The sequence below is a fragment of the Bradyrhizobium sp. USDA3516 genome (assembly GCF_057651995.1).
Map to the genome: position 1 here is coordinate 49,123 of NZ_JBYGYN010000009.1, position 23,433 is coordinate 72,555.

General features: G+C 64.9%; 26 protein-coding genes. 14 read left to right on the forward strand and 12 right to left on the reverse strand.

Annotated features, from left to right (window positions below; all coding sequences use genetic code 11):
* Positions 1–57 precede the first annotated feature (57 nt).
* Positions 58–876 carry an aldo/keto reductase gene (locus AC24YW_RS26000; protein WP_487485397.1) on the forward strand — a complete coding sequence of 273 codons (819 nt, stop codon included), beginning with the start codon at positions 58–60 and terminating at the stop codon, positions 874–876.
* Between the two features lie 61 nt (positions 877–937).
* On the opposite strand, the gene AC24YW_RS26005 is transcribed toward AC24YW_RS26000, so the two are convergent.
* From AC24YW_RS26005 to AC24YW_RS26015, 3 genes are all read right to left on the reverse strand, one after another.
* A complete protein-coding gene (locus tag AC24YW_RS26005) occupies positions 938–1,177 on the reverse strand; it encodes a hypothetical protein (RefSeq protein ID WP_487485398.1) in 240 nt (79 codons plus the stop codon).
* 102 nt (positions 1,178–1,279) lie between these two features.
* A complete protein-coding gene (locus AC24YW_RS26010) occupies positions 1,280–1,537 on the reverse strand; it encodes a hypothetical protein (RefSeq protein WP_487485399.1) in 258 nt (85 codons plus the stop codon).
* Positions 1,534–1,764 carry a hypothetical protein gene (locus AC24YW_RS26015; protein ID WP_487485400.1) on the reverse strand — a complete coding sequence of 77 codons (231 nt, stop codon included), beginning with the start codon at positions 1,762–1,764 and terminating at the stop codon, positions 1,534–1,536. Before AC24YW_RS26015 ends, AC24YW_RS26010 begins: the two co-directional genes overlap by 4 nt.
* 127 nt (positions 1,765–1,891) lie before the next feature.
* Here AC24YW_RS26015 and AC24YW_RS26020 point away from each other — a divergent pair, with 127 nt between their 5' ends.
* Positions 1,892–2,164 carry a helix-turn-helix domain-containing protein gene (locus AC24YW_RS26020; protein WP_487485401.1) on the forward strand — a complete coding sequence of 91 codons (273 nt, stop codon included), beginning with the start codon at positions 1,892–1,894 and terminating at the stop codon, positions 2,162–2,164.
* An 18-nt stretch (positions 2,165–2,182) separates the two neighbouring features.
* The gene (hpaD, locus tag AC24YW_RS26025) at positions 2,183–3,037 is read left to right on the forward strand and encodes a 3,4-dihydroxyphenylacetate 2,3-dioxygenase (RefSeq protein ID WP_487485402.1); all 855 of its coding nucleotides are present in this window, start codon (positions 2,183–2,185) and stop codon (positions 3,035–3,037) included.
* Between the two features lie 9 nt (positions 3,038–3,046).
* On the opposite strand, the gene AC24YW_RS26030 is transcribed toward hpaD, so the two are convergent.
* Together AC24YW_RS26030 and AC24YW_RS26035 are read right to left on the reverse strand one after the other, a co-directional pair.
* The gene (locus tag AC24YW_RS26030; protein ID WP_487485403.1) at positions 3,047–4,279 is read right to left on the reverse strand and encodes an aminotransferase-like domain-containing protein; all 1,233 of its coding nucleotides are present in this window, start codon (positions 4,277–4,279) and stop codon (positions 3,047–3,049) included.
* Positions 4,280–4,367: 88 nt separating this feature from the next.
* Positions 4,368–4,895, reverse strand: a complete 528-nt coding sequence (locus tag AC24YW_RS26035; protein WP_487485404.1) for a DUF3124 domain-containing protein — start codon at positions 4,893–4,895, stop codon at positions 4,368–4,370.
* A gap of 67 nt (positions 4,896–4,962) precedes the next feature.
* On the opposite strand from AC24YW_RS26035, the gene AC24YW_RS26040 reads away from it, so the two are divergent.
* The 4 genes from AC24YW_RS26040 (at position 4,963) to AC24YW_RS26055 (ending at position 10,390) form a co-directional block, all read left to right on the forward strand.
* Complete coding sequence (locus AC24YW_RS26040) at positions 4,963–6,693, forward strand: cation:proton antiporter domain-containing protein (protein ID WP_487485405.1); 1,731 nt, start codon at positions 4,963–4,965, stop codon at positions 6,691–6,693.
* A gap of 187 nt (positions 6,694–6,880) precedes the next feature.
* Entirely contained in the window at positions 6,881–7,957 is a 1,077-nt protein-coding gene (ribB, locus tag AC24YW_RS26045; protein ID WP_487485406.1) for a 3,4-dihydroxy-2-butanone-4-phosphate synthase, read from the forward strand.
* Positions 7,958–8,101: 144 nt separating this feature from the next.
* Positions 8,102–9,316, forward strand: coding sequence for an acyl-CoA dehydrogenase (locus AC24YW_RS26050; RefSeq protein ID WP_025034627.1), 1,215 nt, complete (start codon positions 8,102–8,104; stop codon positions 9,314–9,316).
* A 150-nt stretch (positions 9,317–9,466) separates the two neighbouring features.
* Positions 9,467–10,390 (forward strand): MBL fold metallo-hydrolase, encoded by a 924-nt coding sequence (locus tag AC24YW_RS26055; protein ID WP_487485407.1) that lies wholly within the window; start codon positions 9,467–9,469, stop codon positions 10,388–10,390.
* A gap of 94 nt (positions 10,391–10,484) precedes the next feature.
* Here AC24YW_RS26055 and AC24YW_RS26060 read toward each other — a convergent pair whose 3' ends face one another.
* Both AC24YW_RS26060 and AC24YW_RS26065 read right to left on the reverse strand, forming a co-directional pair.
* The gene (locus tag AC24YW_RS26060) at positions 10,485–11,339 is read right to left on the reverse strand and encodes a DUF1499 domain-containing protein (protein ID WP_487485408.1); all 855 of its coding nucleotides are present in this window, start codon (positions 11,337–11,339) and stop codon (positions 10,485–10,487) included.
* A gap of 215 nt (positions 11,340–11,554) precedes the next feature.
* Complete coding sequence (locus AC24YW_RS26065; RefSeq protein ID WP_487485409.1) at positions 11,555–13,183, reverse strand: fatty-acid--CoA ligase; 1,629 nt, start codon at positions 13,181–13,183, stop codon at positions 11,555–11,557.
* 65 nt (positions 13,184–13,248) lie between these two features.
* On the opposite strand from AC24YW_RS26065, the gene AC24YW_RS26070 reads away from it, so the two are divergent.
* Entirely contained in the window at positions 13,249–14,334 is a 1,086-nt protein-coding gene (locus AC24YW_RS26070) for an extensin family protein (RefSeq protein WP_487485410.1), read from the forward strand.
* A gap of 53 nt (positions 14,335–14,387) precedes the next feature.
* Here the strand turns inward: AC24YW_RS26070 and AC24YW_RS26075 are convergent, their stop codons facing one another.
* Positions 14,388–15,068, reverse strand: a complete 681-nt coding sequence (locus tag AC24YW_RS26075) for a L,D-transpeptidase (RefSeq protein ID WP_487485411.1) — start codon at positions 15,066–15,068, stop codon at positions 14,388–14,390.
* 338 nt (positions 15,069–15,406) lie between these two features.
* Here AC24YW_RS26075 and AC24YW_RS26080 point away from each other — a divergent pair, with 338 nt between their 5' ends.
* Both AC24YW_RS26080 and AC24YW_RS26085 read left to right on the forward strand, forming a co-directional pair.
* Entirely contained in the window at positions 15,407–16,384 is a 978-nt protein-coding gene (locus AC24YW_RS26080; RefSeq protein ID WP_487485412.1) for a magnesium transporter CorA family protein, read from the forward strand.
* Between the two features lie 205 nt (positions 16,385–16,589).
* A complete protein-coding gene (locus AC24YW_RS26085; protein WP_487485413.1) occupies positions 16,590–16,808 on the forward strand; it encodes a hypothetical protein in 219 nt (72 codons plus the stop codon).
* 177 nt (positions 16,809–16,985) lie between these two features.
* Here AC24YW_RS26085 and AC24YW_RS26090 read toward each other — a convergent pair whose 3' ends face one another.
* Together AC24YW_RS26090 and pdxH are read right to left on the reverse strand one after the other, a co-directional pair.
* Positions 16,986–17,738 (reverse strand): SDR family NAD(P)-dependent oxidoreductase, encoded by a 753-nt coding sequence (locus AC24YW_RS26090; RefSeq protein WP_487485414.1) that lies wholly within the window; start codon positions 17,736–17,738, stop codon positions 16,986–16,988.
* 26 nt (positions 17,739–17,764) lie between these two features.
* Positions 17,765–18,406: a pyridoxamine 5'-phosphate oxidase gene (gene pdxH, locus AC24YW_RS26095; protein ID WP_487485415.1), complete on the reverse strand. Its 642-nt coding sequence runs from the start codon at positions 18,404–18,406 to the stop codon at positions 17,765–17,767.
* Positions 18,407–18,519: 113 nt separating this feature from the next.
* Here pdxH and AC24YW_RS26100 point away from each other — a divergent pair, with 113 nt between their 5' ends.
* Together AC24YW_RS26100 and AC24YW_RS26105 are read left to right on the forward strand one after the other, a co-directional pair.
* The gene (locus AC24YW_RS26100; protein ID WP_487485416.1) at positions 18,520–18,924 is read left to right on the forward strand and encodes an RT0821/Lpp0805 family surface protein; all 405 of its coding nucleotides are present in this window, start codon (positions 18,520–18,522) and stop codon (positions 18,922–18,924) included.
* Between the two features lie 187 nt (positions 18,925–19,111).
* Positions 19,112–20,074 (forward strand): DnaJ C-terminal domain-containing protein, encoded by a 963-nt coding sequence (locus AC24YW_RS26105; protein ID WP_487485417.1) that lies wholly within the window; start codon positions 19,112–19,114, stop codon positions 20,072–20,074.
* 314 nt (positions 20,075–20,388) lie between these two features.
* On the opposite strand, the gene AC24YW_RS26110 is transcribed toward AC24YW_RS26105, so the two are convergent.
* Both AC24YW_RS26110 and AC24YW_RS26115 read right to left on the reverse strand, forming a co-directional pair.
* Complete coding sequence (locus AC24YW_RS26110; protein WP_487485418.1) at positions 20,389–21,159, reverse strand: anti-sigma factor family protein; 771 nt, start codon at positions 21,157–21,159, stop codon at positions 20,389–20,391.
* A gap of 106 nt (positions 21,160–21,265) precedes the next feature.
* The gene (locus tag AC24YW_RS26115) at positions 21,266–21,754 is read right to left on the reverse strand and encodes an RNA polymerase sigma factor (RefSeq protein ID WP_487485419.1); all 489 of its coding nucleotides are present in this window, start codon (positions 21,752–21,754) and stop codon (positions 21,266–21,268) included.
* Positions 21,755–21,925: 171 nt separating this feature from the next.
* Here AC24YW_RS26115 and fabI point away from each other — a divergent pair, with 171 nt between their 5' ends.
* Together fabI and AC24YW_RS26125 are read left to right on the forward strand one after the other, a co-directional pair.
* Positions 21,926–22,735, forward strand: a complete 810-nt coding sequence (gene fabI / locus AC24YW_RS26120; RefSeq protein ID WP_487485420.1) for an enoyl-ACP reductase FabI — start codon at positions 21,926–21,928, stop codon at positions 22,733–22,735.
* A 75-nt stretch (positions 22,736–22,810) separates the two neighbouring features.
* Entirely contained in the window at positions 22,811–23,410 is a 600-nt protein-coding gene (locus AC24YW_RS26125) for a histidine phosphatase family protein (RefSeq protein WP_487485421.1), read from the forward strand.
* Positions 23,411–23,433: the final 23 nt, after the last annotated feature.

The window sequence follows — 23,433 nt, forward strand, 5'->3', positions numbered from 1 at the left end:
GCTCACGCGGTATCGCCGCGCGCATCGGGCGGGCTGGATTGCTCAGGAGCCTGTTCCATGGACCATTTGAAAACACAGGGCATCAGCATGCCCAAGCTCGGCCTCGGCACCTTTCGCATGCAGGGCGATGCCTGCCGTGCCGCGGTCGAGAGCGCGCTTTCGATCGGCTATCGCCACATCGACACGGCCGAGATGTACGCCAACGAGGAGGCGATCGGCACGGCCATCGCCGCCTCCGGCGTGCCGCGCGGCGAACTGCACGTCACCACGAAAGTCTGGCACGAGAACCTCAGCTCTGACGCGATCCGCCGCGCTTTCGACGCCAGCCTCGCGAAGCTCCGGCTCGACCATGTCGACCTCTATCTCGTGCATTGGCCGTCGAAAGCCGCGAACTGGGGCGCGGTGTTCGAGACCCTGATGACGCTCAAGGAGGAGGGGCGCACGCGCGCCATCGGTGTTGCCAACTTCACGACCGCGCTGCTCAAGGTGGCGGTCGAGGAGATCAAGGCGCCGATCGCCTGTAACCAGGTCGAATACCACGCCATGCTCGATCAATCGAAGGTGCTGGCCTATCTCCAGCCGCGGTCGATCCCGCTGGTCGCCTATTGTCCGCTGGCGCAGGGGCGTTTCGCGAGCGATCCGGTGCTGGCCGACATCGGCGCCCGGCACAATGCCACCGCTGCGCAGGTCGCGTTGAAATGGCTGCTCGACCAGGCCGGCGTCGCCGCGATCCCGAAGGCCTCGCGGCGCGAGAGCCAGCAGGCCAATCTCGACGCGCTGAAGATCACGCTCGACGATGCCGATCGCAAAAAAATCGCCGCGCTGGCGAAGGACAGACGCTGCGTCAATCCCGGCTTCGCGCCGGCGTGGGATTAGCTCCAGTGATCGTGCAATAGAAATGGCCCCATGAGGGGCCATTTCCTTGTCGCGTTGCGCATCAGTCCCAGTGGTGATGGCGATGGCTGCGCTTGATCACGACGACCTTGTCACCGCGATGGTGGCGATGCCAGCCATGGTGACGATGTCCGCGGAATTCGGCGCGGGCGCCGTACGGGCCGTGGTGATGATGATGATAGCCGCCGCTGCGCTTGATCACCACCGTCTCCGCGCTGGCCAGCGTCGGCGCCGCGATCATCAGCGCGCCCACAGCCGCAACCACATAACCAAGCTTCTTCATGATGTCCTCCTCCAAACCAATGCAGATCTAAACCGTAGATTTGCGCGAACGTTCCGGAGGAACGGCAAGAGAATTCTGAACGGATGTTCAGACGAAGGCGTGCTAGTCGCAGCGCTGCTGCACGGGCGTCGGCAAACCTGTGGCAACGTATTTCCCGTTCCTGATCGTGTACTCGCCGCGCTCGCTGCGATTGTAGATGGCGCGCAGGCTGCCGTCCTTCTGCAACAGCAATCCGAACTCACGGGCCTGACGCAGCGAGGGGAAGTACACCATCAGATTGAGCAGGCCCTCGGCATTGACCGTGGCGGACACCACCTCGTTCTCGTCCCTGGCCTCGCCGAAATTGCGCCGGTACATCACCGGCCGTCTTTCCGGATTTCGTAAGTCAAGCGCGCGCCCCGGTCGCGGTCGGGCCTACCTGCGCAATCGACAGCCCACGAGCCGAGCAGGCCCCATTGCTCCACGGTCGCGGCCAGCGTCTCGGCACCGGCCGTCGCGGCGAACGCGACCCACAGCACCGCAGCCGCGATCCAGCGGCCCGAACAAGGCATCATGTCCTGAACAACCCCCGCCTCGAACAATTCCAACGTCTACCATCCCGCGCGGGAACGTGCCACGGCAGCCGCCGACCGCTCGCGAATTTGATCCGCGTCAATGAGGCCGAGCGGTTCGAAGGTAAGATGGCGTTTCCCGAAGGCGAACGTGGATAGAGCAATGCTGAATCAAGTCATGGATTTTGCGGGCGAAGTGCTGCCGGGGAGCTGTGCCGTACCGCCTTATTCCGAGGCCGCGTTTCTGAGCGAGCTGGGGGATCGATTGCGGTCCTCCCGCATGCGCTGCGACCTGTCGCGCCGGGAGCTCGCCCGCCGTTCCGGGATTTCCGAGCGCTACATCGCCCAGATCGAGGCCGGCAAGGGCAATGTCTCGATCGTGCTTTTGCTGCGACTGGCGTCCGCGATCCGCGGCAGCCAGCCGCAGGCGGCCTGACGCGTCGAGGTGACCGCCATGGGGCAGCTGGTACTGGCGGCCAAGGTCACCCATGTTCCATCATTGATGCTGTCGGAGATATCCGGCAGCCCCTTACGTGCCGCGCGCAAAGCTGCCGTCGATTCTTTGCGCGAGCTCGGCCGGCGGGCGAAGGAGCGCGGCGTCACCTGCTTCGTGGTGTTCGACACCCACTGGCTCTCCAATTTCGGCTACCACATCAACGCCAATGCGCGGCATCGCGGCTCGTTCACGAGCCACGAGGCGCCGCAGATGATCCAGGATCTGCGCTACGATCTGCCGGGCGATACGAAGCTGGCCGACGCCATCGCCGCCAGGGCCGCAGACGCGGGTCTCAGCGTCATTGCCCATCAGGTGGCGAGCCTCGGGCTCGAATACGGCACCATCGTGCCGATGCACTACATGAACCCGGACGGCTTTGCGAAGGTGGTCTCGATCGCCTCGCCGCTGTTCACCTCGTTCGAGGAAAGCCGGATCCTCGGTGAAGCCACCCGGCGGGCGATCGATGCATCCGGTGAACGGGTCGCAATCCTCGCCAGCGGCTCGCTCTCGCATCGGCTCTGGCCGAACAGGAAGCTGGGTCCCGAGGCGTGGACGAGCGTGGCCAGCGAATTCAATCGTCAGGTCGATCTGCGCGTGCTCGAGCTGTGGCAGGGCCGCCGCTACCGCGAATTCCTCGACATGCTTCCGGACTATGCCACCAAGTGCAACGGCGAGGGCGGCATGGCCGACACTATCATGCTGTTTGCAGCCCTCGGCTGGTACGACTACCGCGGCACCGCCGAGCAGCTCTGCGATTATTTTCCGTCGTCCGGGAGCGGTCAGGTCAACGTGGAATTTCACGTCGAGGCGTAGGCATCCGCCTCAGGCTCGCTTCTCCACATTGGCGCTGCGGGCCGGCATGCCGAACTCCCTGCGGCAGACATCGGCCAGCACGGCGACGCCCTCGCGGATCTGCTCATGCGTCGGGCTGGCAAAGCACAGCCGCAGCCGCGAGGCGGAATGGCCCTTGTTAGTCGACCATTCCGGCCCCGGATTGATCGAGACGCCGGCGGCGAGCGCGGCCTGATACAGCTTCAGCGTATCGACCTGGTCGGGCAGCTTGACCCAGAGGAAGATGCCGCCCTTGGGCTCCTCGAATTCGGCGGCGGTCCCGAACTGCTCGTTGAGCGCTTCCATCAGCGTGTCGAGCTTGCTGCGCAGCGCCTTGGTCAGGGCCGGCACGTGCGTTGAAAAATGCGACCTGCAATAGCTGGCGAGCACCATCTGCTCCAGCGCACCGGAGCCCGCATCCGTCTTCAGCGCCAGCATCCGCGACATCACCTCCCAGGGCGCCACGACGAAGCCGACGCGCAGTGCTGGCGCGATCGACTTGGAGAACGAGCCGATATGAATCACGCCGCCGCTCTCGCTCATCGCGTAGATCGCGGGCGGCCGCTGCCCTGACCAGATGAGGTCGGCATAGCAATCGTCCTCGAAGATCGGCACGCCATATTCGGCCGCGAGCCGCACCAGTTCGGCGCGGCGGCTCTCGGGCATGATGCTGCCGGTCGGGTTCTGCACCGTCGGAATGGTGTAGATGTATTTCGGCCGGATGCCGCGGCGCTTCAGGTCGGCCAGCGTGGAGGCCAGCAGGTCCATGCGCATGCCGTCCTTGTCGAGGGGAATGCCGACGACGTTGACGCCTAGCCGCGCCAGGCGGGTCAAAGAGCCCTGATAGCTCTCCTGCTCGACAATCACGGTGTCGCCGCGCGTCAGCAGGGTGGCGTTGACGAGGTCGAGCGCCTGGAGCGAGCCGGAGACGATCAGGAGGTCGTCGACCGTGCAATTGATGCCGGCATCGCGCTCGAGTTTCGTCACCAGGAATTCGCGCAAGGGCAGGTAGCCCTGCGGCCCATGCGCCAGCCCGTAGGTGGCGAGCGAGCGGCCCTCGCGTCGCAGCGCCGTGTTGGCCGCTTCGATCAGCTCGTCGAGCGGCACCTGTTCGGAATCGTTGTTGCCGCCGACGAAGCTGTATTTGGCAAGGCCCGTCCAGCGCGCAGACGGGGCCGGCAGCCCTGCTGGAAACAGGGGCGCGAAATCGAAGCTGGACGTCATGGGAGCGTTCCTCGTTTTGTTCTTGTTGAGCGTCGGCTTTGCACCGGCGCCGCCTTTACGTCTTGCCAGCCGTCCGGGTCGGACGGCCTCACTTCTTTGTGGCCGTCCTGGTCGGACGGCCCTGGCTGATGAAAGCGTAATGCGCGTTGGCGATGCCGCCAACCATCAAGGCTTCGACCGCCGGCTCGGCGATCTCGCCCGCGGCGGCCCAGTCGACCAGAAAATTGGCGCCGGTCCCGCCGCGCACGTCGTCGGTCGGAATGAAGATCGAGACGGTGGCGAGCGGCCGTAGCGCCACCGGCGTCTTCAGATAGCTCTCAACCTGCTTGCCTGCGGTGTCGAAATAGGCGATGCGTTTGATGACCAGGGGCTGGGTCTCGGAGGCGTTGTGTACGCTCAGCGTCACCGAGAAGTCGACACGCAGCTTGCCCTGGCTCATTGCGACGCTGGAATAGGCGGGCACGTAGAAACCGCCGGAGACGGCGAGGTCCTCCTTCGGCAGCGGGGTGAGCGAATCGGCAAAGTTTTGTTCGATATTGACTTTGGATTGCGCGGCGGCGGGCACGGCAAAGGCGAGGGGACCTAGCAGCATGGCTGCGATGAGCCCATTCCGCATGTGACGAATTGCTCGCTTGCCGCACCGCAACCCGTCTCTAGGGTGCGGCAAAACGGACCAATTTGGCATGCACGAGCTCATTCGCGACATCACACTCTCTATCCTGTTTGCCTGGATGTTGGGCCTGCTCGCCCATTTCTCCCGGCAACCGCTGATCCTGGCCTACCTTATCGCCGGCTTCTGCATAGGTCCATTCGGCGCCGGCTGGGTCCATTCGCAGGAATCGATCAGCGTCATCTCCGAGCTCGGCCTGATCTTCATGCTGTTCATGATCGGGCTCGAGATCGACCTGAAGAAGATCGTGCGGGCCGGGCGGGTGATCCTGTTCGCGGCGGGCAGCCAGCTGCTCGGCGGCTGTCTGCTCGGGGTTCTGTTCTTCGTCGGAATCGGCCTGTCGCTCGGCGGCGGGCATTTCGATGCGGTCTATCTCTGCGTCGCCTGCGCGCTGTCGAGCACGGTCATCATCGTCAAGGTGCTCTACGAAAAGCGCGAGCTGGACACGCTGCCGGGCCGCATCACGCTCGGCGTGCTGGTGCTCCAGGACATCTTCGCCATCCTGTTCCTGGCGGTGCAGCCGAGTCTCGCCAATCTGCAGGTCGGCGTCATCCTGCTGTCGATCGGCCGCGTCGCGGTGCTGGTCGCCGCCGCGCTGCTGGTCAGCCGTTACGTGCTGCCGCGCCTGTTCCACCAGATCGCCCGGCGGCCCGAGCTGATCCTGCTCGGCGCGCTCGCCTGGTGCTTTCTCGTCGCCGAGACTGCCGAGCGGCTGTCGCTGTCGCGCGAGATGGGTGCGCTGATCGCCGGGGTCTCGCTCTCGACCTTCCCTTACGCGCTCGACGTGACCGCCAAGGTCACCACGCTGCGGGACTTCTTCATCACGCTGTTCTTCGTCGCGCTCGGCATGACCATTCCCGTGCCCGGCCTCTCGGTGATCAGCCTTGCCTTGATGATCGCAGCGTTCACGGTGGCAAGCCGCCTCGTCACGACGTTCATGCCGCTCTATCTGATGAAGCAGGGCCTGCGCGCCAGCCTGCTGCCGGCGCTCAACCTTGCGCAGATCTCCGAGTTCTCGCTGGTGGTGATCCAGACCGGCGTCAGCGCCCGCCACATCGCAGCCGAGACGGCGAATGCGGCCTCTTTCGCCTTCGTGGTGCTGGCGGTGCTCTCGACCTTCGTGATGACCCGCAGCGACGAGATCACCCGCTGGGCGATCGGCCCGTTGAAGCGGATCGGCCTGCGCGATCTTGACCACGGCGACGGCCATGCCGAGGAGGGCCACGAGGGCGGCCATGGCGAGGCCCGCCGCATCGTCATCCTCGGCTTTTTCCGTGCGGCGAGCGCGCTGTTGGCCGAGATCGAACGGCAGGCACCGGTGCTGCTGGAGCAGATCACCGTGGTCGATTTCAACCCCAATGTGTACCAAACCCTGCTTTCACGTGGTCTGCACGTGATCTATGGCGACATCAGCAGCGCCGACACGCTGCTCCATGCCGGCGTCGGCAAGTCCGAGATGATCATCCTCAGCGTGCCGGATTCGCTCTTGAAGGGCGCCACCAACGAGAAGCTGGTCCGTCACGTCCGCGCGCTCAATCCGACTGCCCTGATCGTCGCCACGGCCGACCTGTTGGCCGACGTCGGCGCGCTCTACGAGGCCGGCGCCAGCTACGTCACCGTGACCCGGCTCAGCGATGCACATGAACTGTTTACCGTGATCGAAGCCGCCCAGGCCGGCCTGCTCGCGGACAAGCGCGCCGAACTTGATCAGCGTCTCGGCGAGCGCCGCGAGGTGTTGCCCTGACGGCGTCGAGACGCCTTCCTTGCCGCCTTCCTTGCGGGCAATCTGCGCCTATATCGCTGGTATGCCCGGTGCAAGCCTGAAACCATCGGCAGGCCCGCCCTCGGGCATATGTGGTTGCGCTGGGGAGACTAGCGCCCCGCCCCAAGTCCGGCTAAGCCTCCCGGCCATAACCGATAGAGATTGGGAAATGCCCGATAGCGTTCAGGAAGTCTTGCAGGCCTTTGCCCGGGGTGAGCTCGTGGTCGTCACCGACGACGAGGACCGCGAGGGCGAGGGCGATCTGATCGTCGCCGCCTCGCTGTGCACCGCCGAGAAGATGGCCTTCATCATCCGCCATACCTCCGGCATCGTCTGCGCGCCCGTGACGACCGAGGACGCGCGCCGGCTGCGGCTCGATCCGATGGTCGCCCACAACGATTCCGCGCACACCACCGCGTTCACGGTCTCGATCGACTATAAGCCCGACGGCGGCACCGGCATCTCCGCCGAGGAGCGCGCCTCGTGCTGCCGCGCGCTCGCCAATCCCAATGTCGGCGCCAACGACTTCGCCCGGCCCGGCCACATCTTCCCGCTGATCGCCAAGGACGGCGGCGTGCTGCTTCGCTCCGGCCATACCGAGGCCGCGGTCGACCTCTGCAAGCTCTCCGGCCTGCCGCCGGTCGGCGTCATCAGCGAGCTCATGAACGACGACGGTAGCGTGATGAAGGGCGAGCAGGTCGCGCAATTCGCGGTCAGGCACAAGCTCAAGCACGTCACCATCGCGGACATGATCGCCTACCGCCAGGCGCGCGAGAAGCTGATCGAGCGGGTCTCGACGTTCGTCACCGACAGCCCGATCGGCCCCCTGCAGGGCTACGCCTACCGCTCGCCGTTCGATTCCATCGCTCACGTCGCCTTCGTCTACAACGGGGTCGGCGACGGCAAGAACGTGCTGACGCGCTTCCACAAGCCGAACATCGTCAAGGACACCTTCACCGGCCACAAGCGCATGGCCGCCGTGCTCGAGCATTTCAAGAAGACCGGCCGTGGCGTGCTGGTCTACCTGCGCGACGGCGCAGCCGGCGTGCCCGTTTCGCCGCTGCCGGACGAGACCTCGACGGAGGCCGACCGCAACCGCCAGTGGCGCGAGGTCGGCGTCGGCGCGCAGATCCTGCGCGACCTCGGCGTCACCTCGATCCGGCATCTCACCTCGTCGGTGCACGACTACAAGGGCCTGTCGGGCTTCGGCATCGAGATCGTCGCCAACGAGCAGCTCGAAAACTGACATCGTCATTCCGGGGCGGCTCTGAAAGCGCCACGCTTCGCGTCACCCCGGAATGACCGAAACCAGGATGCAATTGAACTTGTTGCCGCGGCGCCTTACTTTGTCGGGCAATTATCGACGGAACCAGACGCGAAAGGACGTTTCATGAGCGTGCGCCCTCAGGCCAAGGACAAGCCGGCTGCGGCTTCTTTCCAGTGGGACGATCCGTTCCTGCTTGACGAGCAGCTGACCGAAGACGAGCGCATGGTGCGCGACACCGCCCGCGCCTATGCGCAGGACAAGCTGCTGCCGCGCGTCTCCAAGGCCTATCTCGAGGAGAAGACCGACCGCGAGATCTTCAACGAGATGGGCGAGCTCGGCCTGATCGGCATCACGCTGCCGGAGGAATATGGCTGCGCCAATGCGAGCTACGTCGCCTATGGCCTCGTCGCGCGCGAGATCGAGCGGGTCGATTCCGGCTATCGCTCGATGAACTCGGTGCAGTCCTCGCTGGTGATGTACCCGATCTACGCCTATGGCGATGAGAACCAGCGCAAGAAGTACCTGCCCAAGCTCGCCAGCGGCGAGTGGGTCGGCTGTTTCGGCCTGACCGAGCCCGATGCCGGTTCCGATCCGGCCGGCATGAAGACCCGCGCCGAGAAGGTGTCGGACGGCTATCGCCTCACCGGCAGCAAGATGTGGATCTCGAACGCGCCGATCGCCGACGTCTTCGTGGTCTGGGCCAAGTCGGCCGCCCACGACAACCAGATCCGCGGCTTCGTGTTGGAGAAGGGCATGAAGGGCCTGTCCGCGCCGAAGATCGGCGGCAAGCTCTCGCTTCGTGCCTCCATCACCGGCGAGGTCGTGATGGACGGCGTCGTGGTCGGCGAGGACGCCCTGCTGCCCAACGTCTCTGGCCTCAAGGGCCCGTTCGGCTGCCTCAACCGCGCCCGCTACGGCATCTCGTGGGGTGCGCTTGGCGCCGCCGAGGACTGCATGCATCGCGCCCGTCAATACACGCTCGACCGCAAGCAGTTCGGCAAGCCGCTCGCCGCGACCCAGCTGGTGCAGAAGAAGCTCGCCGACATGGAGACCGAGATCGCGCTCGGCCTGCAGGGCTCGCTTCGCGTCGGCCGTCTGATGGACGAGGGCAAGTTCGCGCCCGAGATGATCTCGATCATGAAGCGCAACAATTGCGGCAAGGCCCTCGACATCGCCCGCACCGCCCGCGACATGCACGGCGGGAACGGCATCTCGATCGAGTATCACGTGATGCGCCACGTCCATAACCTCGAGACGGTCAACACCTACGAGGGCACCCACGACGTCCACGCCCTGATCCTGGGCCGCGCGATCACGGGCATTCAGGCGTTTTTCTAGCCGCCGCGATCTTCGGCTGTAGGATGCGAAGACTCTCGAATTGCGTCATGGCCGGGCTTGTCCCGGCCATCCACGTTCTAGTCGGAGAGAAGAACGTGGATGCCCGGCACAAGGCCGGGCATGACGAAGTCAGCAAGGTATAAACAAGCCATGTCCGACAACGACGACGTCCCGTTCAACCGCAACTTTCCGCTGAAGCCCGGCATCGTCGAGGAGGTCCGCCCCGGCGTGCGGCGCGTGCTCTGCAACAATCCGAGCCCGTTCACCTTCACGGGCACGGTCAGCTACATCGTCGGCAAGGGCAAGGTCGCGATCATCGATCCCGGTCCAGACGATGCGGCGCATGCGGCGGCGCTGCTCGATGCCGTGCGCGGCGAGACCGTGACGCACATCTTCGTCACCCACACCCATCGCGACCATTCGCCGAACACCGCGCGGATCAAGCAGGCGACGGCTGCGCCGGTCTATGCCGAAGGCCCGCATCGCGCCTCGCGGCCGCGATTCGAGAGCGAGAAGCACAATCCGGAATCCGGCGTCGACCGCGATTTTGCCCCGGACGTCAATCTCGCGCACGGCGACGTCGTGGAAGGCGATGGCTGGCGGCTCGAGGCCGTGGCGACGCCCGGCCACACGGCCAATCATCTGGCATTCGCCTGGCCGGAGCGGAAGTTCAACTTCGTCGGCGATCATGTGATGGGCTGGTCGACCTCGATCGTGGCGCCGCCGGACGGCTCGATGATCGACTACATGGACTCACTCGACCGGCTCGCGGCCCGCGAGGAGGAGCTCTATTTCTCGGGCCATGGCCCCGAGATCCCCGAGGGCCAGCGCTTCGTGCGCTTCCTGATCCGGCACCGCAAGGCGCGCGAGGCCTCGATCCTGCACCGCCTCGCCAAGGGCGAGACCGACATCCCGACCATGGTCCGCGCGATCTATATCGGTATCGATCCGCGCCTGACGACAGCTGCCGGCTATTCCGTGCTGGCGCATCTCGAAGACCTGGTCGCGCGCGGCGTGGTCGCGACGGATGGCGATCCCGTGATCGGCGGGACCTATCGGATGGCCGGCGCGTAGCTCTCCGCCGTCATCCGGGGCTCGCGAAGCGAGAGCTATGGTGGCAATTGCGCACCATAGTTCGTGCTTCGCACGCCCCGGAATGACAGCGAGGCTATTTCTTCACCGTCTTCGCCGGCGCCTTGGGCGGTGCCACCGGGGTCTTCTTCACCGGCTTGAGCGCGTCGGCATCGGCGGCGGTGTTGAGGTCCTCGATGAACCTCTTGACACGCGCGGCGTTGCTGCCGAGGTCGCTGTCGAAATTGCGCGACGCAGAGCGGATATCGACGCGGGAATCATCGCCATCCGGCACGACCCTGATCGAAACGTCCTCGCGGAAACCCATGATCGGCGTGCGCGCCACCGCCTCGATGCGGCCGATGCGGCGCGGCGGCTGCGGTGCGCGCTCGTCGATCACGATCCATTTGCGCTTGTGGACGAGCTGGAGCGCGATCGCATAGGCGCGGTCGGCCGAGATCTCGAGCTCGACAGGCTCGATATCGGGATAGAAGTGGCGCTGCTGCTCCGCCGAATAGAGGCCGGCATAGACCGCAGTGTTGGTGCCCTCGCCGGTGCGCAGGCGCGCCAGCGCCTCGAAGCGCGGCGGATCGATCGGATCCGTGGTGATGTCGTAGATCGACGGCAGCTTGCGATATTGAAAGGCCAGATAGGCGGGGTAGGCGAGAATCGCCCCGTCGATCAGGAAGGCGAGCAGGATGCGCGCCATGCCGCGCGAGCCGTTCTGCCAGATTGCGGCAAAGCCGGCGAGCCCGAACAGGATCGAGAGGCCGGCGATCGCGAGCCCGCCGATGAACGTCGCAAGCGCCGGCTTCGGCTCCAGGAAGTCGAAGCGGACGATGATGATCGACACCACCACCGCCAGAACCGCGAACACGGCCAGATTGCGCGCCCAGCTCGCGAGGCTGGACACGGGCTCCGACTGGTAGGGAGCGGAAAACCTGCGGGCCATCGGGTGCGCTCTGCCGGGGTTGGCGATGCCGGCCGATTTGGCGCGACGATAGGCCGTTGAGACCACGGCCGAGGGGCAAATTCAAGGGAGACCGGACTGATACTGCCGTTACAGCCCGTCATTCCGGGATGGTCCGAAGGACCAGACCCGGAATCTCGAGATTCCGGGTTCGATGCCGTTGGCATCGCCCCGGAATGAGTTTGCTTGCAGTGCCGCTACGCTGCCGCGTTCGGGAAGCGGTAATCCCTGAACTGGTCGCGCAGCGCCGTCTTCAGGATCTTGCCGGTGGCGGTGTGCGGAATGCCGTCAACGAAAGCGACGTCGTCGGGCATCCACCATTTGGCGATCTTGCCTTCCATGAACTTCAGGATGTCCTCGCGCGTGGCCTGCTGGCCCTGCTTGAGCTGCACGATCAGAAGCGGCCGCTCGTCCCATTTGGGGTGGAACACGCCGATCACGGCGGCTTCCGCCACGGCGGGGTGGCCGACCGCGAGGTTTTCGAGGTCGATCGAGGAGATCCACTCGCCGCCGGACTTGATCACGTCCTTGGAGCGGTCGGTGATCCGCATATAGCCGTCCTCATCGATGGTTGAGACGTCGCCGGTGTCGAAGAAGCCGTCCTCGTCGAGGATGTTGCTGTCGACGCGGTAATAGGCCTTGGCAACGGCGGGCCCGGAGACCTTGAGGCGGCCGAAGGTCTTGCCGTCCCAGGGCAGCTCCTTGCCGGCATCGTCCGTGATCTTCATCTGCACGGCGAACGGCGCATAACCCTGCATCTGCAGCACGTCGAGCCTGGCATCGCCGGTCGCATTCTGGAACGGCGGCTTCAGCGCCGCGACGCTGCCGATCGGGCTCATCTCAGTCATGCCCCAGGCGTGGCGGACGTTCGAGCCCATGTCGAGGAAGGCCTTGATCATCGAGCGCGGCATCGCCGAGCCGCCGCAGATCACCATCTTCAGATCCGGCAGCTTGAGATTGTTCGCCGTCATGTGCTGGAGCAGCATCAGCCACACCGTCGGCACGCCGGCGGTGTGCGTCACCTTCTCGGTCGAGAGCAGTTCGTAGACCGAGGCGCCGTCGAGCTTGGCGCCTGGCATCACCAGCTTGGTCCCCTGCGAGGGCGCGGAGAAGGCGATGCCCCAGCTGTTGGCATGGAACAGCGGAACGACCGGCAGCATTGTCTCGGACGCGCTGGTGCCGAGCGCGTCGACGTTGTTGGCCATCAGCGCGTGCAGCACGTTGGAGCGATGCGAATACAGCACACCCTTGGGATCGCCGGTCGTGCCGGAGGTGTAGCACATCGCCGCCGCCGTGTTCTCGTCAAAGTCCTTCCATTTGAATTTGCCGTCGGCCTGCGCAATCCAGTCCTCGTAGGCCACCGCGTTCTTCAGCGTGGTCTCCGGCATGTGAGCCTTGTCGGTGAGCACGATGTAGCGCTCCACGCTTGGCAGCTTGTCCGCGATCTTCTCCAGGATCGGAACGAAGGTGATGTCGGTCATCACGATGCGATCCTGCGCATGATTGATGATCCAGGCGATCTGTTCGGGGAAAAGGCGGGGATTGACGGTATGGCAGATGGCGCCGATCCCCATGATGCCGTACCAGACCTCGAGATGGCGCCAGGTGTTCCAGGCGATCGTCGCGACACGATCGCCGAGCTTGATGCCGTCGCGCTCCAGCATCTGCGAGACCTTCAGCGCGCGCTTGTGGATCTCGGCGTAAGTGGTGCGATGGATCGGTCCCTCGACCGAGCGTGTGACCACCTCCTGCTTGCCATGAATCCTGGCGGCGTGTTCGATGATCCGGTGGCAGAGCAGGGGCCAATCTTGCATCAAACCAAGCATTCCGACGTTCCTCCGAGAAGTCGCTGGGCGCGTTATCGCTCTCAGCGTTGGGCCAAAGAATTGACATGACTTTTAGCCTGCCGGAGTTTCGCCGCAAATGGTCTTGTCGTGGCTATAGGTCCGCCGGCGCGGCAATGGTTACCGCTGCGCTCGGGCTGGTGCTCGTGCCTGCGGAAACGGCAGAGGCGCGGAAATACCCTGCGCCGCTCGATATCTTCAGCCTTGGCTCGCCAAAGCCGCGTGCAGTGGTTCGGGCCGCCAGGATTCCACTGCCAAAGCCGCGCCCGGAAGAGGCCCCCAAGGCATCGGAGGAGGCCCCGCCACAGGCCGACGGCAAGCCGGCTCCTGACAAGCCGAGCGCGGACAAGCCTGCCGAGGCGGCGCCGCCGCCCGAGAAGCAGGCCTCGGCCTGCCGGCTGGCGCTGACCGAGGAGATCGCGATCGCGCCGTCCGTTCCGGATATCCGCGGTCCCGGTGCCTGCGGCGGCGAGGATCTGGTGCGGCTGGAGGCCATCGTGCTGCAGGACAAGCGCAAGGTGACCGTCAAGCCGGCGGCGGTCCTTCGCTGCACCATGGCGTCCGCGCTCGCCGATTGGGTGCGCAAGGACATGGCGCCGCTGGCGACCAGCCTCGGCTCCGCCGTCAGCGAGCTCGACAATTTCGACAGCTTCGAGTGCCGTGGCCGCAACCGCGTCGCCGGCGCGATGCTGTCCGAGCACGGCAAGGCCAATGCCATCGACATCCGCGCCCTCAAGCTCGCCAACGGGCAGTCGATCGGCCTAACCGACCGCACCACCTCGCGCGAGGTGCGCGAGCGCGTGCTGCACTCGGTCTGCACTCGCTTCTCCACCGTGCTCGGCCCGGGTTCGGACTGGTACCACGAGGACCACATCCATCTCGATCTCGCGCAGCGGCGCAACGACTACCGGATTTGCCAGTGGAACGTGTGGGATCCGCTGCCTCAGGTCGCTCCGCTGCTGCCGGCGGAACGTCCCGAGGAGGCACCGCCGCGCGAGGTCGCGGCCAAGCCCGAGGCAAAGGAGCGCGCCGACGACGGTGGGGCGGAGACGCCCCCTGCGCCTGCGGGCAAGCCGGCGGCGGATGGCAACAAAGCCCGATCGCACCAGCCGGCAACAAAAAAGCGCCGGTGAAACCGGCGCCTTTGAAAAGCCTCGGGCAAGACCTGCTTAGTAGCAAGGCCTGTTTAGTAGGATGAGTTGGAACCGCCCTGGAGCGCGAGGCGCGGCTTGTAGGGCGAATCGCCGTGCTTGGGCTCGAGCACCACGACGAGGGTGCCGAGCTTGACGCGATCATAGAGATCGATCGCGTCCTCGTTGGTCAGGCGGATACAGCCTGACGAGATCGAGGCGCCGATATATTCCGGCTGGTTGGTGCCGTGGATGCGGAACAGCGTGTCCTTGCCTCCAGAATGGAGGTATAGCGCGCGGGAGCCCATCGGATTGTCCGGTCCGGGTGCGACATAGGTCGGCACGCCCAGGCGCGAGATTTCGCCGGGGGTGGGGTGCCAGGCCGGCCACTCGGTCTTGCTGGCCACCTTGGCGATGCCCGACCAGGCCATGGCCTCTTCGCCGACGGTGATGCCGTAGCGGATCGCTTTGCCGCCCTCCAGCACGTAATAGAGGTAATGGTTGTCGGAATCGACCACGATCGAGCCCGGCGCTTCCTTGCGGTGGAAGTCGACAATGGCGCGGCGGAACGGTTCTGCGACCGCGGTATTCTCGTATTTCACCTTGGCAAGGAGTTCCTTGTCCTTTGGCTTGAACGCCTTGGTGTCCGTCGCCTCGTAACGCGTGGTGGCCTGCATGCAGCCCGACAGCATCAGGCCAGCGGCCAAAATCCCAAACATAATTTTCAGCGACGACATGGTTTGGTTCCAATCAAAACAATACCGTGCGGAAGGGCCTGAGCGTAGCGCTCAAGTTCCTCGACTCCGTTAAGGCCATTATCGTCGAAATCTGCCACAATTCCAGCGCTGAAGCCATTTTCCGGGGCTGTAAGCCCGCAGCTGTGGCTTTTCTGCCGCAAATTTTGGGGTGTCCTGCGGGTTTTTCTGGTAAGAGGCGCCAAGCTGTGCCTCCGGCGCCACAGTTGAGCCTTGGGGCCGCCGCAGATGCAAACGCTCCGTTAATGTTGTTGTCATCGTGAACCTGTCAGAATCGCGCTAAGGGCTGTCGTTCTGTCGCAGGATCTCTGGAGCTTTTGATGTATTCGGTGTTCGTTCCCTCCGAGACCTCCCTCAAGAAGGCGGTGGTCGAGGATCTCACAGCGCTGCCGGAGAACGCAGTCTGGATCGACCTCGTCAACCCCACGGCTGTCGAGGACAAGGCCGTGGAGCGGCTGGCGGGCATCGCCATCCCGACCCGGGAAGACATGCAGGAGATCGAGATCTCCAGCCGCCTCTATATGGAGAATGGCGCGCGCTACATGACCGCGACGCTGATGTGCCACTCCGATACCGACATGCCCCGGACCACGGCGGTGACCTTCATCCTGGCCGACCACCGCCTGGTGACGGTGCGATACGACCTGCCGAAGCCGTTCGCCCTGGTTGAGGCCAAGCTCGCGCGATCCTGCACGCCTTCCATCACGGGGGAGATGGTGCTGATGGAGCTGCTGGACGCGGTGATCGACCGCTGCGCCGACATTCTGGAGCGTTGTGGCGCCGAGATCGATCAGGTCTCGCACGACATCTTCGAACCCGAGAGCGAGCGCCACGGGCAGGCAAAGAGATATTCCCAGATCCTGATCTCGATCGGCCGCAAGGGCGATCTGACCTCGAAGGTTCGCGAGAGTCTGGTATCGATCGGTCGCGTCGTGACGTTCCTGTCCGCGGTGGTCGAGGGCGTGAAATGGTCGAAGGACATGCGCGAGCAGCTGAAGACCATGCAGCGCGACGTCGCCTCGCTGACGGACCACGCCTCCTATCTCTCCAACAAGATCACCTTCGTGCTCGACGCCATGCTCGGCGTCGTCAATCTCGAGCAGAACAACATCATCAAGCTGTTCTCGGTCATGGCCGTCGTCCTGATGCCGCCGACGCTGATCGCCTCGGTCTACGGCATGAACTTCAAGGTGATGCCGGAACTCGAATGGGTGCACGGCTATCCGATGGCGATCGTCATGATGCTGATCGCCGCCATCGTCCCGTACTGGATCTTCAAGTGGAAGAAGTGGCTGTAGGAACCGTGCGCGAGCAAAGATGGCTACCGAGACCTTACGCCGCTCGCACAGACACGATGAATGGTGTCGCAGAATCGATCGAGATTGCGGCGCCGCGGTGATGTGCGAATCACGCCGCAATTCCTCCGGTAAAATTTGAGCGGTGGGCTGAACGTTTGCGCGAAACTTGTCTGCGATAAGCAGGACGTAGCCGCGAGGAACAGCCATGGTTGAGAAACACATAACGTCGCCCCGCAACGTCATCGATCTGGCGAACTATCGTCAGGCGATGACGAGCGGCAAGGCGCCGGCGATGTCGGCGCGCATGTGCCGGCACTGTGGTGCTCCGCTGCTCGATGGTGAGAACGACGACGACTGCTCGACTGCATTCAGCACGGCCGCTCCGCGGCCGCGCGAGCGGTCACGTCGGATTCGACTCGATTGAGGAACGGAAGTTAAGGGCGATCCAGGTCTTGCGGCGGCGTTGTCTGGATCGCCTTGCTTCCCTGAGCGGCCATTTCCACTTCCGTCATTGCGAGGAGCGAAGCGACGAAGCAATCCAGACGGTCTCTGCGGAGGCAGTCTGGATTGCTTCGCTTTCGCTCGCAATGACAGTGCCCGCCTACACGTGCTGGCCGCCGTTGATGTGGATCTCGGCGCCGTTGACGTAGGACGAGGTGTCCGTGCACAGCACGTAGATGATCTTGGCCACTTCGTCGGGCGTGCCGAGGCGGTGCATGGGGATCTGCTGCTCGACGATCTTCTCGGTCCCCGGCGACAGGATCGAGGTGTCGATCTCGCCCGGGGCGATCGCGTTGACGCGCACGCCGATGCGGCCGAAGTCGGAGGCCATCTCGCGCGTCAGCGAAGCAAGGGCCGCCTTCGAGGTGGCATAGGCCGCACCTGCGAAGGGGTGCACGCGCGAGCCCGCGATCGAGGTGACGTTCACGACCGACCCCTTGGCGGCCTTCAATTCCTCGATCAGCCCGCGCGCCATCATGATCGGCGCGAAGAAGTTGACATGGAAGACGTGCGTCCAGGTGTCGAGGTCGGTGTCGACCGAGCCCAGCCGCGAGCCGCCCGGGCCCTTCGGCGAGATTGCCGCGTTGTTGACCAGCGCATGCAGCGTGCCGTCCTCGAGCCGGCTGCGGATCTCCGAGATCGCGCGCGCGGTGTCCTCGGGGTTGCCGAGGTCGACCTGGATGTGGTCCTCCGGCCCGGCGTCCCAGGGGCAGTCCTCGGGGAAAGGATGCCGCGAGCAGGTGATGACGCGCCAGCCCGCCGAGGAGAAGCGGATCACCGTGGCGTGGCCGATGCCGCGGCTGGCACCGGTCAGGAGCAGCGTACGGCGCGGCGCATTGGACGAATGCGGCATGGACATCTTTCAGGTCGGCCCAAAGCTTATGGATACATCCGCGTCTTGGACCACTTCTGGCCGGCGGCGTCACGGCGAAATTCGATGCGGTCGTGCAGGCGGAACGGGCGGTCGTGCCAGAACTCGATCCGCACCGGCGTGATGCGCCAGCCGCTCCAGCCCGGCGGCCGCGGCACTTCGCCGATGACGTATTTGGCCGCGACCTTGGCGATGGCCTGCTCGAACGCGAACCGGCTCTCCAGCTCTTGCGATTGCTTGCTCGCCCAGGCGCCGATCTGGGCCTGCTTCGGTCGCGTCGCGAAATACGCATCGGCTTCAGCGTCGCTCACCGGCGTCACGTTGCCGCGGATGCGGACCTGACGGCGCAGCGACTTCCAGTGAAAAAGTAACGCTGCCTTAGGATTTGCGGCGAGTTCGCGGCCCTTCTGGCTGGCGATGTGGCTGTAGAAGACGAAACCCTCGGTATCGAAGCCCTTCATCAGCACCATGCGCACATCGGGCATCCCGTCGGGATCGACGGTTGCGAGCGCCATGGCGTTCGGATCGTTCGGCTCGCTCTTGACCGCTTCGTTCAGCCAGGCCTCGAACAACGCAAATGGCTCGTCGGCGGCGGTGAAATCACCGGATGTTAAGGGTGTCTGGTGTTTCATCGAGGTCGTGTCGGTCATGTCCGGAGTCCGAGTTGCGTCCCGCGGCCCAAAACGCGTTGTTGTCCGCTACCGCCCTATATAGGGCATGGGGACGCGTTGGCCTATCGGCGATCCGGCCGTCCGGCTTCGTCATGACGATGATTCTGATCGGGCTTGGCGCCGGCGGCTGCAGCTTCTCCCGCAACGACAGCAGCGCCTATGCCAAGGCCGACGACAGCGACCTCACCGGTTCGATTGCGCGGCCGAAGGACGCTCCCCCGACCGAGACCGATCTCGCCTTCACCCGCAACGCCGCCTCCGACGTCCTCAGCAAGGGCGACAAGGATGCCAGCCAGCATTGGGAGAATCCGGAGACCGGGGCGCGTGGCTCGGTGACGCCCATTGCCCAGTCCTACGCCGCCGAGGACGGGCGCAAATGCCGCGATTTCCTGGCGAGCTATGTCAACGGCAATACCGAAAGCTGGCTCCAGGGCGCCGGCTGCCAAAGCGGCCGTGGCCGTTGGGAGATTCATACGCTAAAGCCGTGGCGGAGCTGAGCATGATCGGGACCCGAAGGGCCGCGTTCGCGAAAAGTGGGAACCGGTTCTCCGATAAGACCATGCTCCAAAGATAGAACTTCAGCTCGCGTTCCTAGTTGCAAAAATGCCACTCTCTCCCCACATCACCGGCAGGTGGGGCGGGGAGCCCTCTGAACAATTCGATTTCTTGAAGGAGACGTGACGAATGCGCGACCCCTATGAGGTCTTGGGGGTGCCGCGGAGCGCCAGCGCTGCCGCGATCAAGAGCGCCTATCGCAAGCTGGCCAAGAAGCACCATCCGGACAGCAACACGGGTGATCCGAAGGCGGCCGAACGCTTCGCCGAGATCAACTCGGCCAACGAGATCCTCGGCGACGAGGACAAGCGCAAGCAGTTCGACCGCGGCGAGATCGACGCCGACGGCAAGCCGCGCTTCCAGGGCTTTCCGGGCGGCGGCGGCCCGCGCGGCCGCGCCGGCCCTGGCGGATTCGAGAGCTATACGTTCCGAAGCGGCGGTGCGGGCGGTCCGGGCGGCGGCGCGTTCGAGGACATCCTCAACAGCATGTTCGGCGGCGGGATGCGCGGCGCGCGGCCCGGAGCCGGCGGCGGTGCCCAGTTCGAGTTCGACACTGGCGGCATCGGGCTCGATCTCGACGTCAACGTCGCCATGAGCGTCTCGCTGGAAGAGGCGGTCAAAGGCGGCGAGAAGCGGGTTCGGTTGCCGACGGGCAAGGAGCTCAACGTCAAGATTCCGGCCGGGGTGACCGAGGGCCAGCAGATCAGGCTGCGGGGGCAGGGAGAAAGTGCGCAGGGCCATCCGCCCGGCGATCTTCTGATCACCATCAACATCGCGCCGCACCCATTCTTCAAGGTCGAGGGGGCCGACCTCAGGATCGACCTGCCTGTCACGCTCTACGAGGCGGTGCTCGGCGGCAAGGTCCGCGTGCCCACCCTCGGCAATGCCGTCGAACTCTCGGTCCCCAAAAACACCTCCAGCGGCCGGACCTTCCGCCTCAAGGGTAAGGGCCTGCCGAAAGCCGGCGGGACCGGGGATCTCTTCGTCACCGTCAGGATTATGTTACCGGACGGGAACGACGCCGAGCTTGAAGCATTGATGGAGAAGTGGCGGGACCAACACCCCTACAATCCGCGTAGCGGGCTTGGTTAGGCGATCGAACTGAAGGGGTTCTCCTAAAGGACGACGGCATCGTCGTGGAGATGATGCCCATCATACGTCTGAGGCGTGGTAGCGCTTCATGGTTTCGACGTATCGGCTGTCCGGCGGGGCAGCCGATGAAAAGGTGCGGCCTCGAGAGGGGGACCAGCGCGGTACCAAAAACCCCAATCGAGGCCGCCCGCGTCGATCGGCGGATCGAACGCCACTCATAATCGCGTGAACACCCGGTGCGATAATGAGACGCGTCGATGTCCTGATTCCAAATTTTCGATGACGGAATCTTGGCACCGCGCTTGTGCGGTTGTCTAGGTGCCATTCTTCTCTGCTTGGTCGTAGACGGCCTGCGCCACCTTGGTCAGCCGCTCGCGATCGCCGCTGCCGCTGACGACGTAGCCGACGCCGCGCTCGGCCCAGAACAACGCGCCGTCCTTGTCGGTCTTGGCGTAGCGCATTTGCGTCGCACCATTCTCGGCCTTGGCGCTGTAGATCGTGTACCGCTCGCCCGAGGCGCTCTCGTACATCAGGAACGACGCCGGACCGTTCGGTCCCGGCAGAAGCCGGCCGCCGACCAGCTTCAGCCCGCTCGCCTCCAGGTTCGGCGCGAACACGGTCCAGCCGCAGCGCCGGGTCAGCCAGGCCTGCAAGTGATCGCGCTCGTTGCCGCCGACCTCCACGGGGTGGCGGACCTCGACGACATAGAGGCGGTGGGCGTCGAGCGCGTCCGCCGTAAAGCTCCGGAACGTCGAGGGCGCGTTGGCGGCGCCATGCGCCACCCAGCCGGCGGTGCCGCCGGCGACGAAGGCAACCAGCACGGCCGCCGCGGCGCCATAGAGCCATTGCCGCGGGCGGCGCTCCAGCCGCTCGAGCTCGAGCCGCGCGGGCACCGGCTCATGGGCGACCACATCGTAGCGGGCGTGCAGCATCTCGGCCATGGTCCGCCAGGATTGCACCCGCTCGGCGTCCTCGGGGTGGGCGGCAAGAAACGCCTCGACGTCGGCGCGCCGCTCGGCCGGCAGCTCGCCGTCGACATAGGCGTGCAGTTCGTCCTCGGTCACTGGGATCTTGCGGTCGTTCATGTCGGTCGTCTCTGGCTCTGCGGCCCAAAATGTCTTCTGCGAGTTGGCTTCGCGCAGCTCACTGTCCGGCTGCGGGCGGACGTCGTTCGATGCATCGACCCGGCCATCATTTCACCCGCCTGAGCGCCGTACGCTCGCCCTCCAGCGAGGCTTTGACGTGGGCTCTTGCACGCGCCAGGCGCGACATCACGGTGCCGATCGGCACGCCCTGGATGTCGGCAACCTCGCGGTAGCTCATCCCTTCCAGCATCACCAGCAGCAGCACCGAACGCTGCTCCTCGACGAGGGTGGCCAGCGCCTTCTCGATGTCGCGTCCTTCGGCCTCGGTCCCGCTGGCATCCGGGTTGTTATCCGTCAGCGGCATGAATTGCGGCCGCCTCGCCAGCGAGCGCCGCCGGTTCTTGTTGAGGTTGGTCAGGATCGTATAGAGCCAGCTCCTGACGTCGCCTCCGAGAAACAGCCGCTCCGAACGTAGCGCGCGTACGAGCGTGTCCTGGACCAGGTCGTCGGCCACATCCGCATCGCGTGTGAGCGCGCGGGCGTAGCGGCGCAACGCCGGGATCATGGCCTCCACACTCTGGCGAAACGCACTCATTGCAGTCCTGACGTCCCTGGCGTTCGGCGCGCCTATAGCAATCATAACACCCGATCGGAACGGCTATTCCGGCACTCGAAACAGCGTTAACGCTGCGGATTTGGGCTGTACCGCGGGGGAGGGCTGGTGTACCTCCAGACCTCAACGAGAGTTCGACGGGACGTTTCAAAAATGGCGCAGAATTCGGGTCTGATGCAAGGAAAGCGCGGGGTTATCCTCGGCGTCGCCAACAACCGCTCGATCGCCTGGGGCATCGCCAAGGCATGCCACGCCGCCGGCGCCGAGCTCGCCTTCACCTATCAGGGCGATGCGCTGAAGAAGCGCGTCGAGCCGCTCGCCGCCGAGATCGACGGCCTCGTGCTCGGCCATTGCGACGTCACCGATGCCGCGACCATCGATGCCGCCTTCGCCGTGCTGAAGGAGAAATGGGGCAAGATCGACTTCCTGGTGCATGCGATCGCCTATGGCGAGCAGCTCGATGGCCGCTACGTCGACACCACGCAGGAGAATTTTTCGAAGTCGATGCTGATCTCCTGCTATTCGTTCACGGCGGTGGCGCAGCGCGCCGAGAAGCTGATGACGGATGGCGGCTCGCTGATCACGCTCTCCTATTACGGCGCCGAGAAGTGGATGCCGCACTACAACGTCATGGGCGTGGCCAAGGCGGCGCTGGAAGCCAGCGTGCGCTATCTCGCTGCCGATCTCGGCGAGAAGAACATCCGCGTCAACGCGATCTCGGCAGGTCCCATCAAGACGCTGGCGGCGTCCGGCATCGGCGACTTCCGCTATATCCTGAAGTGGAACGAGACCAACGCGCCGTTGCGGCGCAACGTCTCCACCGAGGACGTCGGCGGCAGCGCGCTGTATTTCCTCTCCGACCTCTCGCGCGGCGTCACCGGCGAGGTGCACCACGTCGATTCCGGCTATCACGTGCTCGGCATGAAGCGGCCGGATGCGCCTGATATCTCGCTTGGCGGGTAGAGCATGATCCGGAAAAGTGGGAACCGGTTTTCCGACAAGATCATGCTCAAACAAGAGGACTAGCCTTGAGCTGAAATGCCCAGGCCGACGATCTACTATCTTCGCCACGGCGAGACCGAGTGGAATGCGCTCGGCAGGCTTCAGGGCACCAGGGACATTCCGCTGAACGCGCGCGGCTGCAGCCAGGCCGTGCAGGCCGGCGCCATTCTCGCCGAACTGTTCAAGCGCGACGGGCGCGACAAGGCCGCGCTGGCCTACGTGTCGAGCCCGCTCGGCCGTGCGCGCCAGACCATGGAGCTCGCGCGCGGCAAGCTCGAATTGCCGCCTGCCGATTATGCGCTCGACGATCGTCTGCGCGAGATCGGCTACGGCACCTGGGAGGGGCTGACGCTGGCCGAGAGCGAGGCGAAGGATCCGGACATCTATGCAAGGCGCCTCGCCGACAAATGGACCGTGGGGCCTGCGGGCGGGGAGACCTACGCCGACGTGCAGATCCGCGTGCGCGCCTGGTACGACCAACTCCGGACCGACACCGTCGCGGTGGCCCATGGCGGGACCTGCCGGGCTCTGATGGTATCCCTGGGGCTGCAGACCCCCGCCAGCGCCGCCGAGCTCTATATCGAGCAGGGCGCCGTCTACGTGTTCGGCGACGGGCGGCTGGAGAAGTTCAGCTAGGCTTGAGTTCTAGTCATTCCGGG

What these genes read in the sequence shown, in the direction of transcription:
- AC24YW_RS26050 (WP_025034627.1), top strand. Translation starts at nt 8,102, where the DNA reads ATGAGCGTGCGCCCTCAGGCCAAGGACAAGCCGGCTGCGGCTTCTTTC.
- AC24YW_RS26125 (WP_487485421.1), top strand. Translation starts at nt 22,811, where the DNA reads ATGCCCAGGCCGACGATCTACTATCTTCGCCACGGCGAGACCGAGTGG.
- AC24YW_RS26060 (WP_487485408.1), bottom strand. Translation starts at nt 11,339, where the DNA reads ATGGCCCGCAGGTTTTCCGCTCCCTACCAGTCGGAGCCCGTGTCCAGC.
- AC24YW_RS26000 (WP_487485397.1), top strand. Translation starts at nt 58, where the DNA reads ATGGACCATTTGAAAACACAGGGCATCAGCATGCCCAAGCTCGGCCTC.
- AC24YW_RS26005 (WP_487485398.1), bottom strand. Translation starts at nt 1,177, where the DNA reads ATGAAGAAGCTTGGTTATGTGGTTGCGGCTGTGGGCGCGCTGATGATC.
- pdxH (WP_487485415.1), bottom strand. Translation starts at nt 18,406, where the DNA reads ATGACCGACACGACCTCGATGAAACACCAGACACCCTTAACATCCGGT.
- AC24YW_RS26035 (WP_487485404.1), bottom strand. Translation starts at nt 4,895, where the DNA reads ATGCGGAATGGGCTCATCGCAGCCATGCTGCTAGGTCCCCTCGCCTTT.
- AC24YW_RS26040 (WP_487485405.1), top strand. Translation starts at nt 4,963, where the DNA reads ATGCACGAGCTCATTCGCGACATCACACTCTCTATCCTGTTTGCCTGG.
- ribB (WP_487485406.1), top strand. Translation starts at nt 6,881, where the DNA reads ATGCCCGATAGCGTTCAGGAAGTCTTGCAGGCCTTTGCCCGGGGTGAG.
- AC24YW_RS26020 (WP_487485401.1), top strand. Translation starts at nt 1,892, where the DNA reads ATGCTGAATCAAGTCATGGATTTTGCGGGCGAAGTGCTGCCGGGGAGC.
- AC24YW_RS26100 (WP_487485416.1), top strand. Translation starts at nt 18,520, where the DNA reads ATGACGATGATTCTGATCGGGCTTGGCGCCGGCGGCTGCAGCTTCTCC.
- AC24YW_RS26105 (WP_487485417.1), top strand. Translation starts at nt 19,112, where the DNA reads ATGCGCGACCCCTATGAGGTCTTGGGGGTGCCGCGGAGCGCCAGCGCT.
- AC24YW_RS26110 (WP_487485418.1), bottom strand. Translation starts at nt 21,159, where the DNA reads ATGAACGACCGCAAGATCCCAGTGACCGAGGACGAACTGCACGCCTAT.
- AC24YW_RS26075 (WP_487485411.1), bottom strand. Translation starts at nt 15,068, where the DNA reads ATGTCGTCGCTGAAAATTATGTTTGGGATTTTGGCCGCTGGCCTGATG.
- AC24YW_RS26030 (WP_487485403.1), bottom strand. Translation starts at nt 4,279, where the DNA reads ATGACGTCCAGCTTCGATTTCGCGCCCCTGTTTCCAGCAGGGCTGCCG.
- hpaD (WP_487485402.1), top strand. Translation starts at nt 2,183, where the DNA reads ATGGGGCAGCTGGTACTGGCGGCCAAGGTCACCCATGTTCCATCATTG.
- AC24YW_RS26115 (WP_487485419.1), bottom strand. Translation starts at nt 21,754, where the DNA reads ATGAGTGCGTTTCGCCAGAGTGTGGAGGCCATGATCCCGGCGTTGCGC.
- AC24YW_RS26080 (WP_487485412.1), top strand. Translation starts at nt 15,407, where the DNA reads ATGTATTCGGTGTTCGTTCCCTCCGAGACCTCCCTCAAGAAGGCGGTG.
- AC24YW_RS26070 (WP_487485410.1), top strand. Translation starts at nt 13,249, where the DNA reads ATGACTTTTAGCCTGCCGGAGTTTCGCCGCAAATGGTCTTGTCGTGGC.
- AC24YW_RS26055 (WP_487485407.1), top strand. Translation starts at nt 9,467, where the DNA reads ATGTCCGACAACGACGACGTCCCGTTCAACCGCAACTTTCCGCTGAAG.
- fabI (WP_487485420.1), top strand. Translation starts at nt 21,926, where the DNA reads ATGGCGCAGAATTCGGGTCTGATGCAAGGAAAGCGCGGGGTTATCCTC.
- AC24YW_RS26090 (WP_487485414.1), bottom strand. Translation starts at nt 17,738, where the DNA reads ATGCCGCATTCGTCCAATGCGCCGCGCCGTACGCTGCTCCTGACCGGT.
- AC24YW_RS26065 (WP_487485409.1), bottom strand. Translation starts at nt 13,183, where the DNA reads ATGCTTGGTTTGATGCAAGATTGGCCCCTGCTCTGCCACCGGATCATC.
- AC24YW_RS26085 (WP_487485413.1), top strand. Translation starts at nt 16,590, where the DNA reads ATGGTTGAGAAACACATAACGTCGCCCCGCAACGTCATCGATCTGGCG.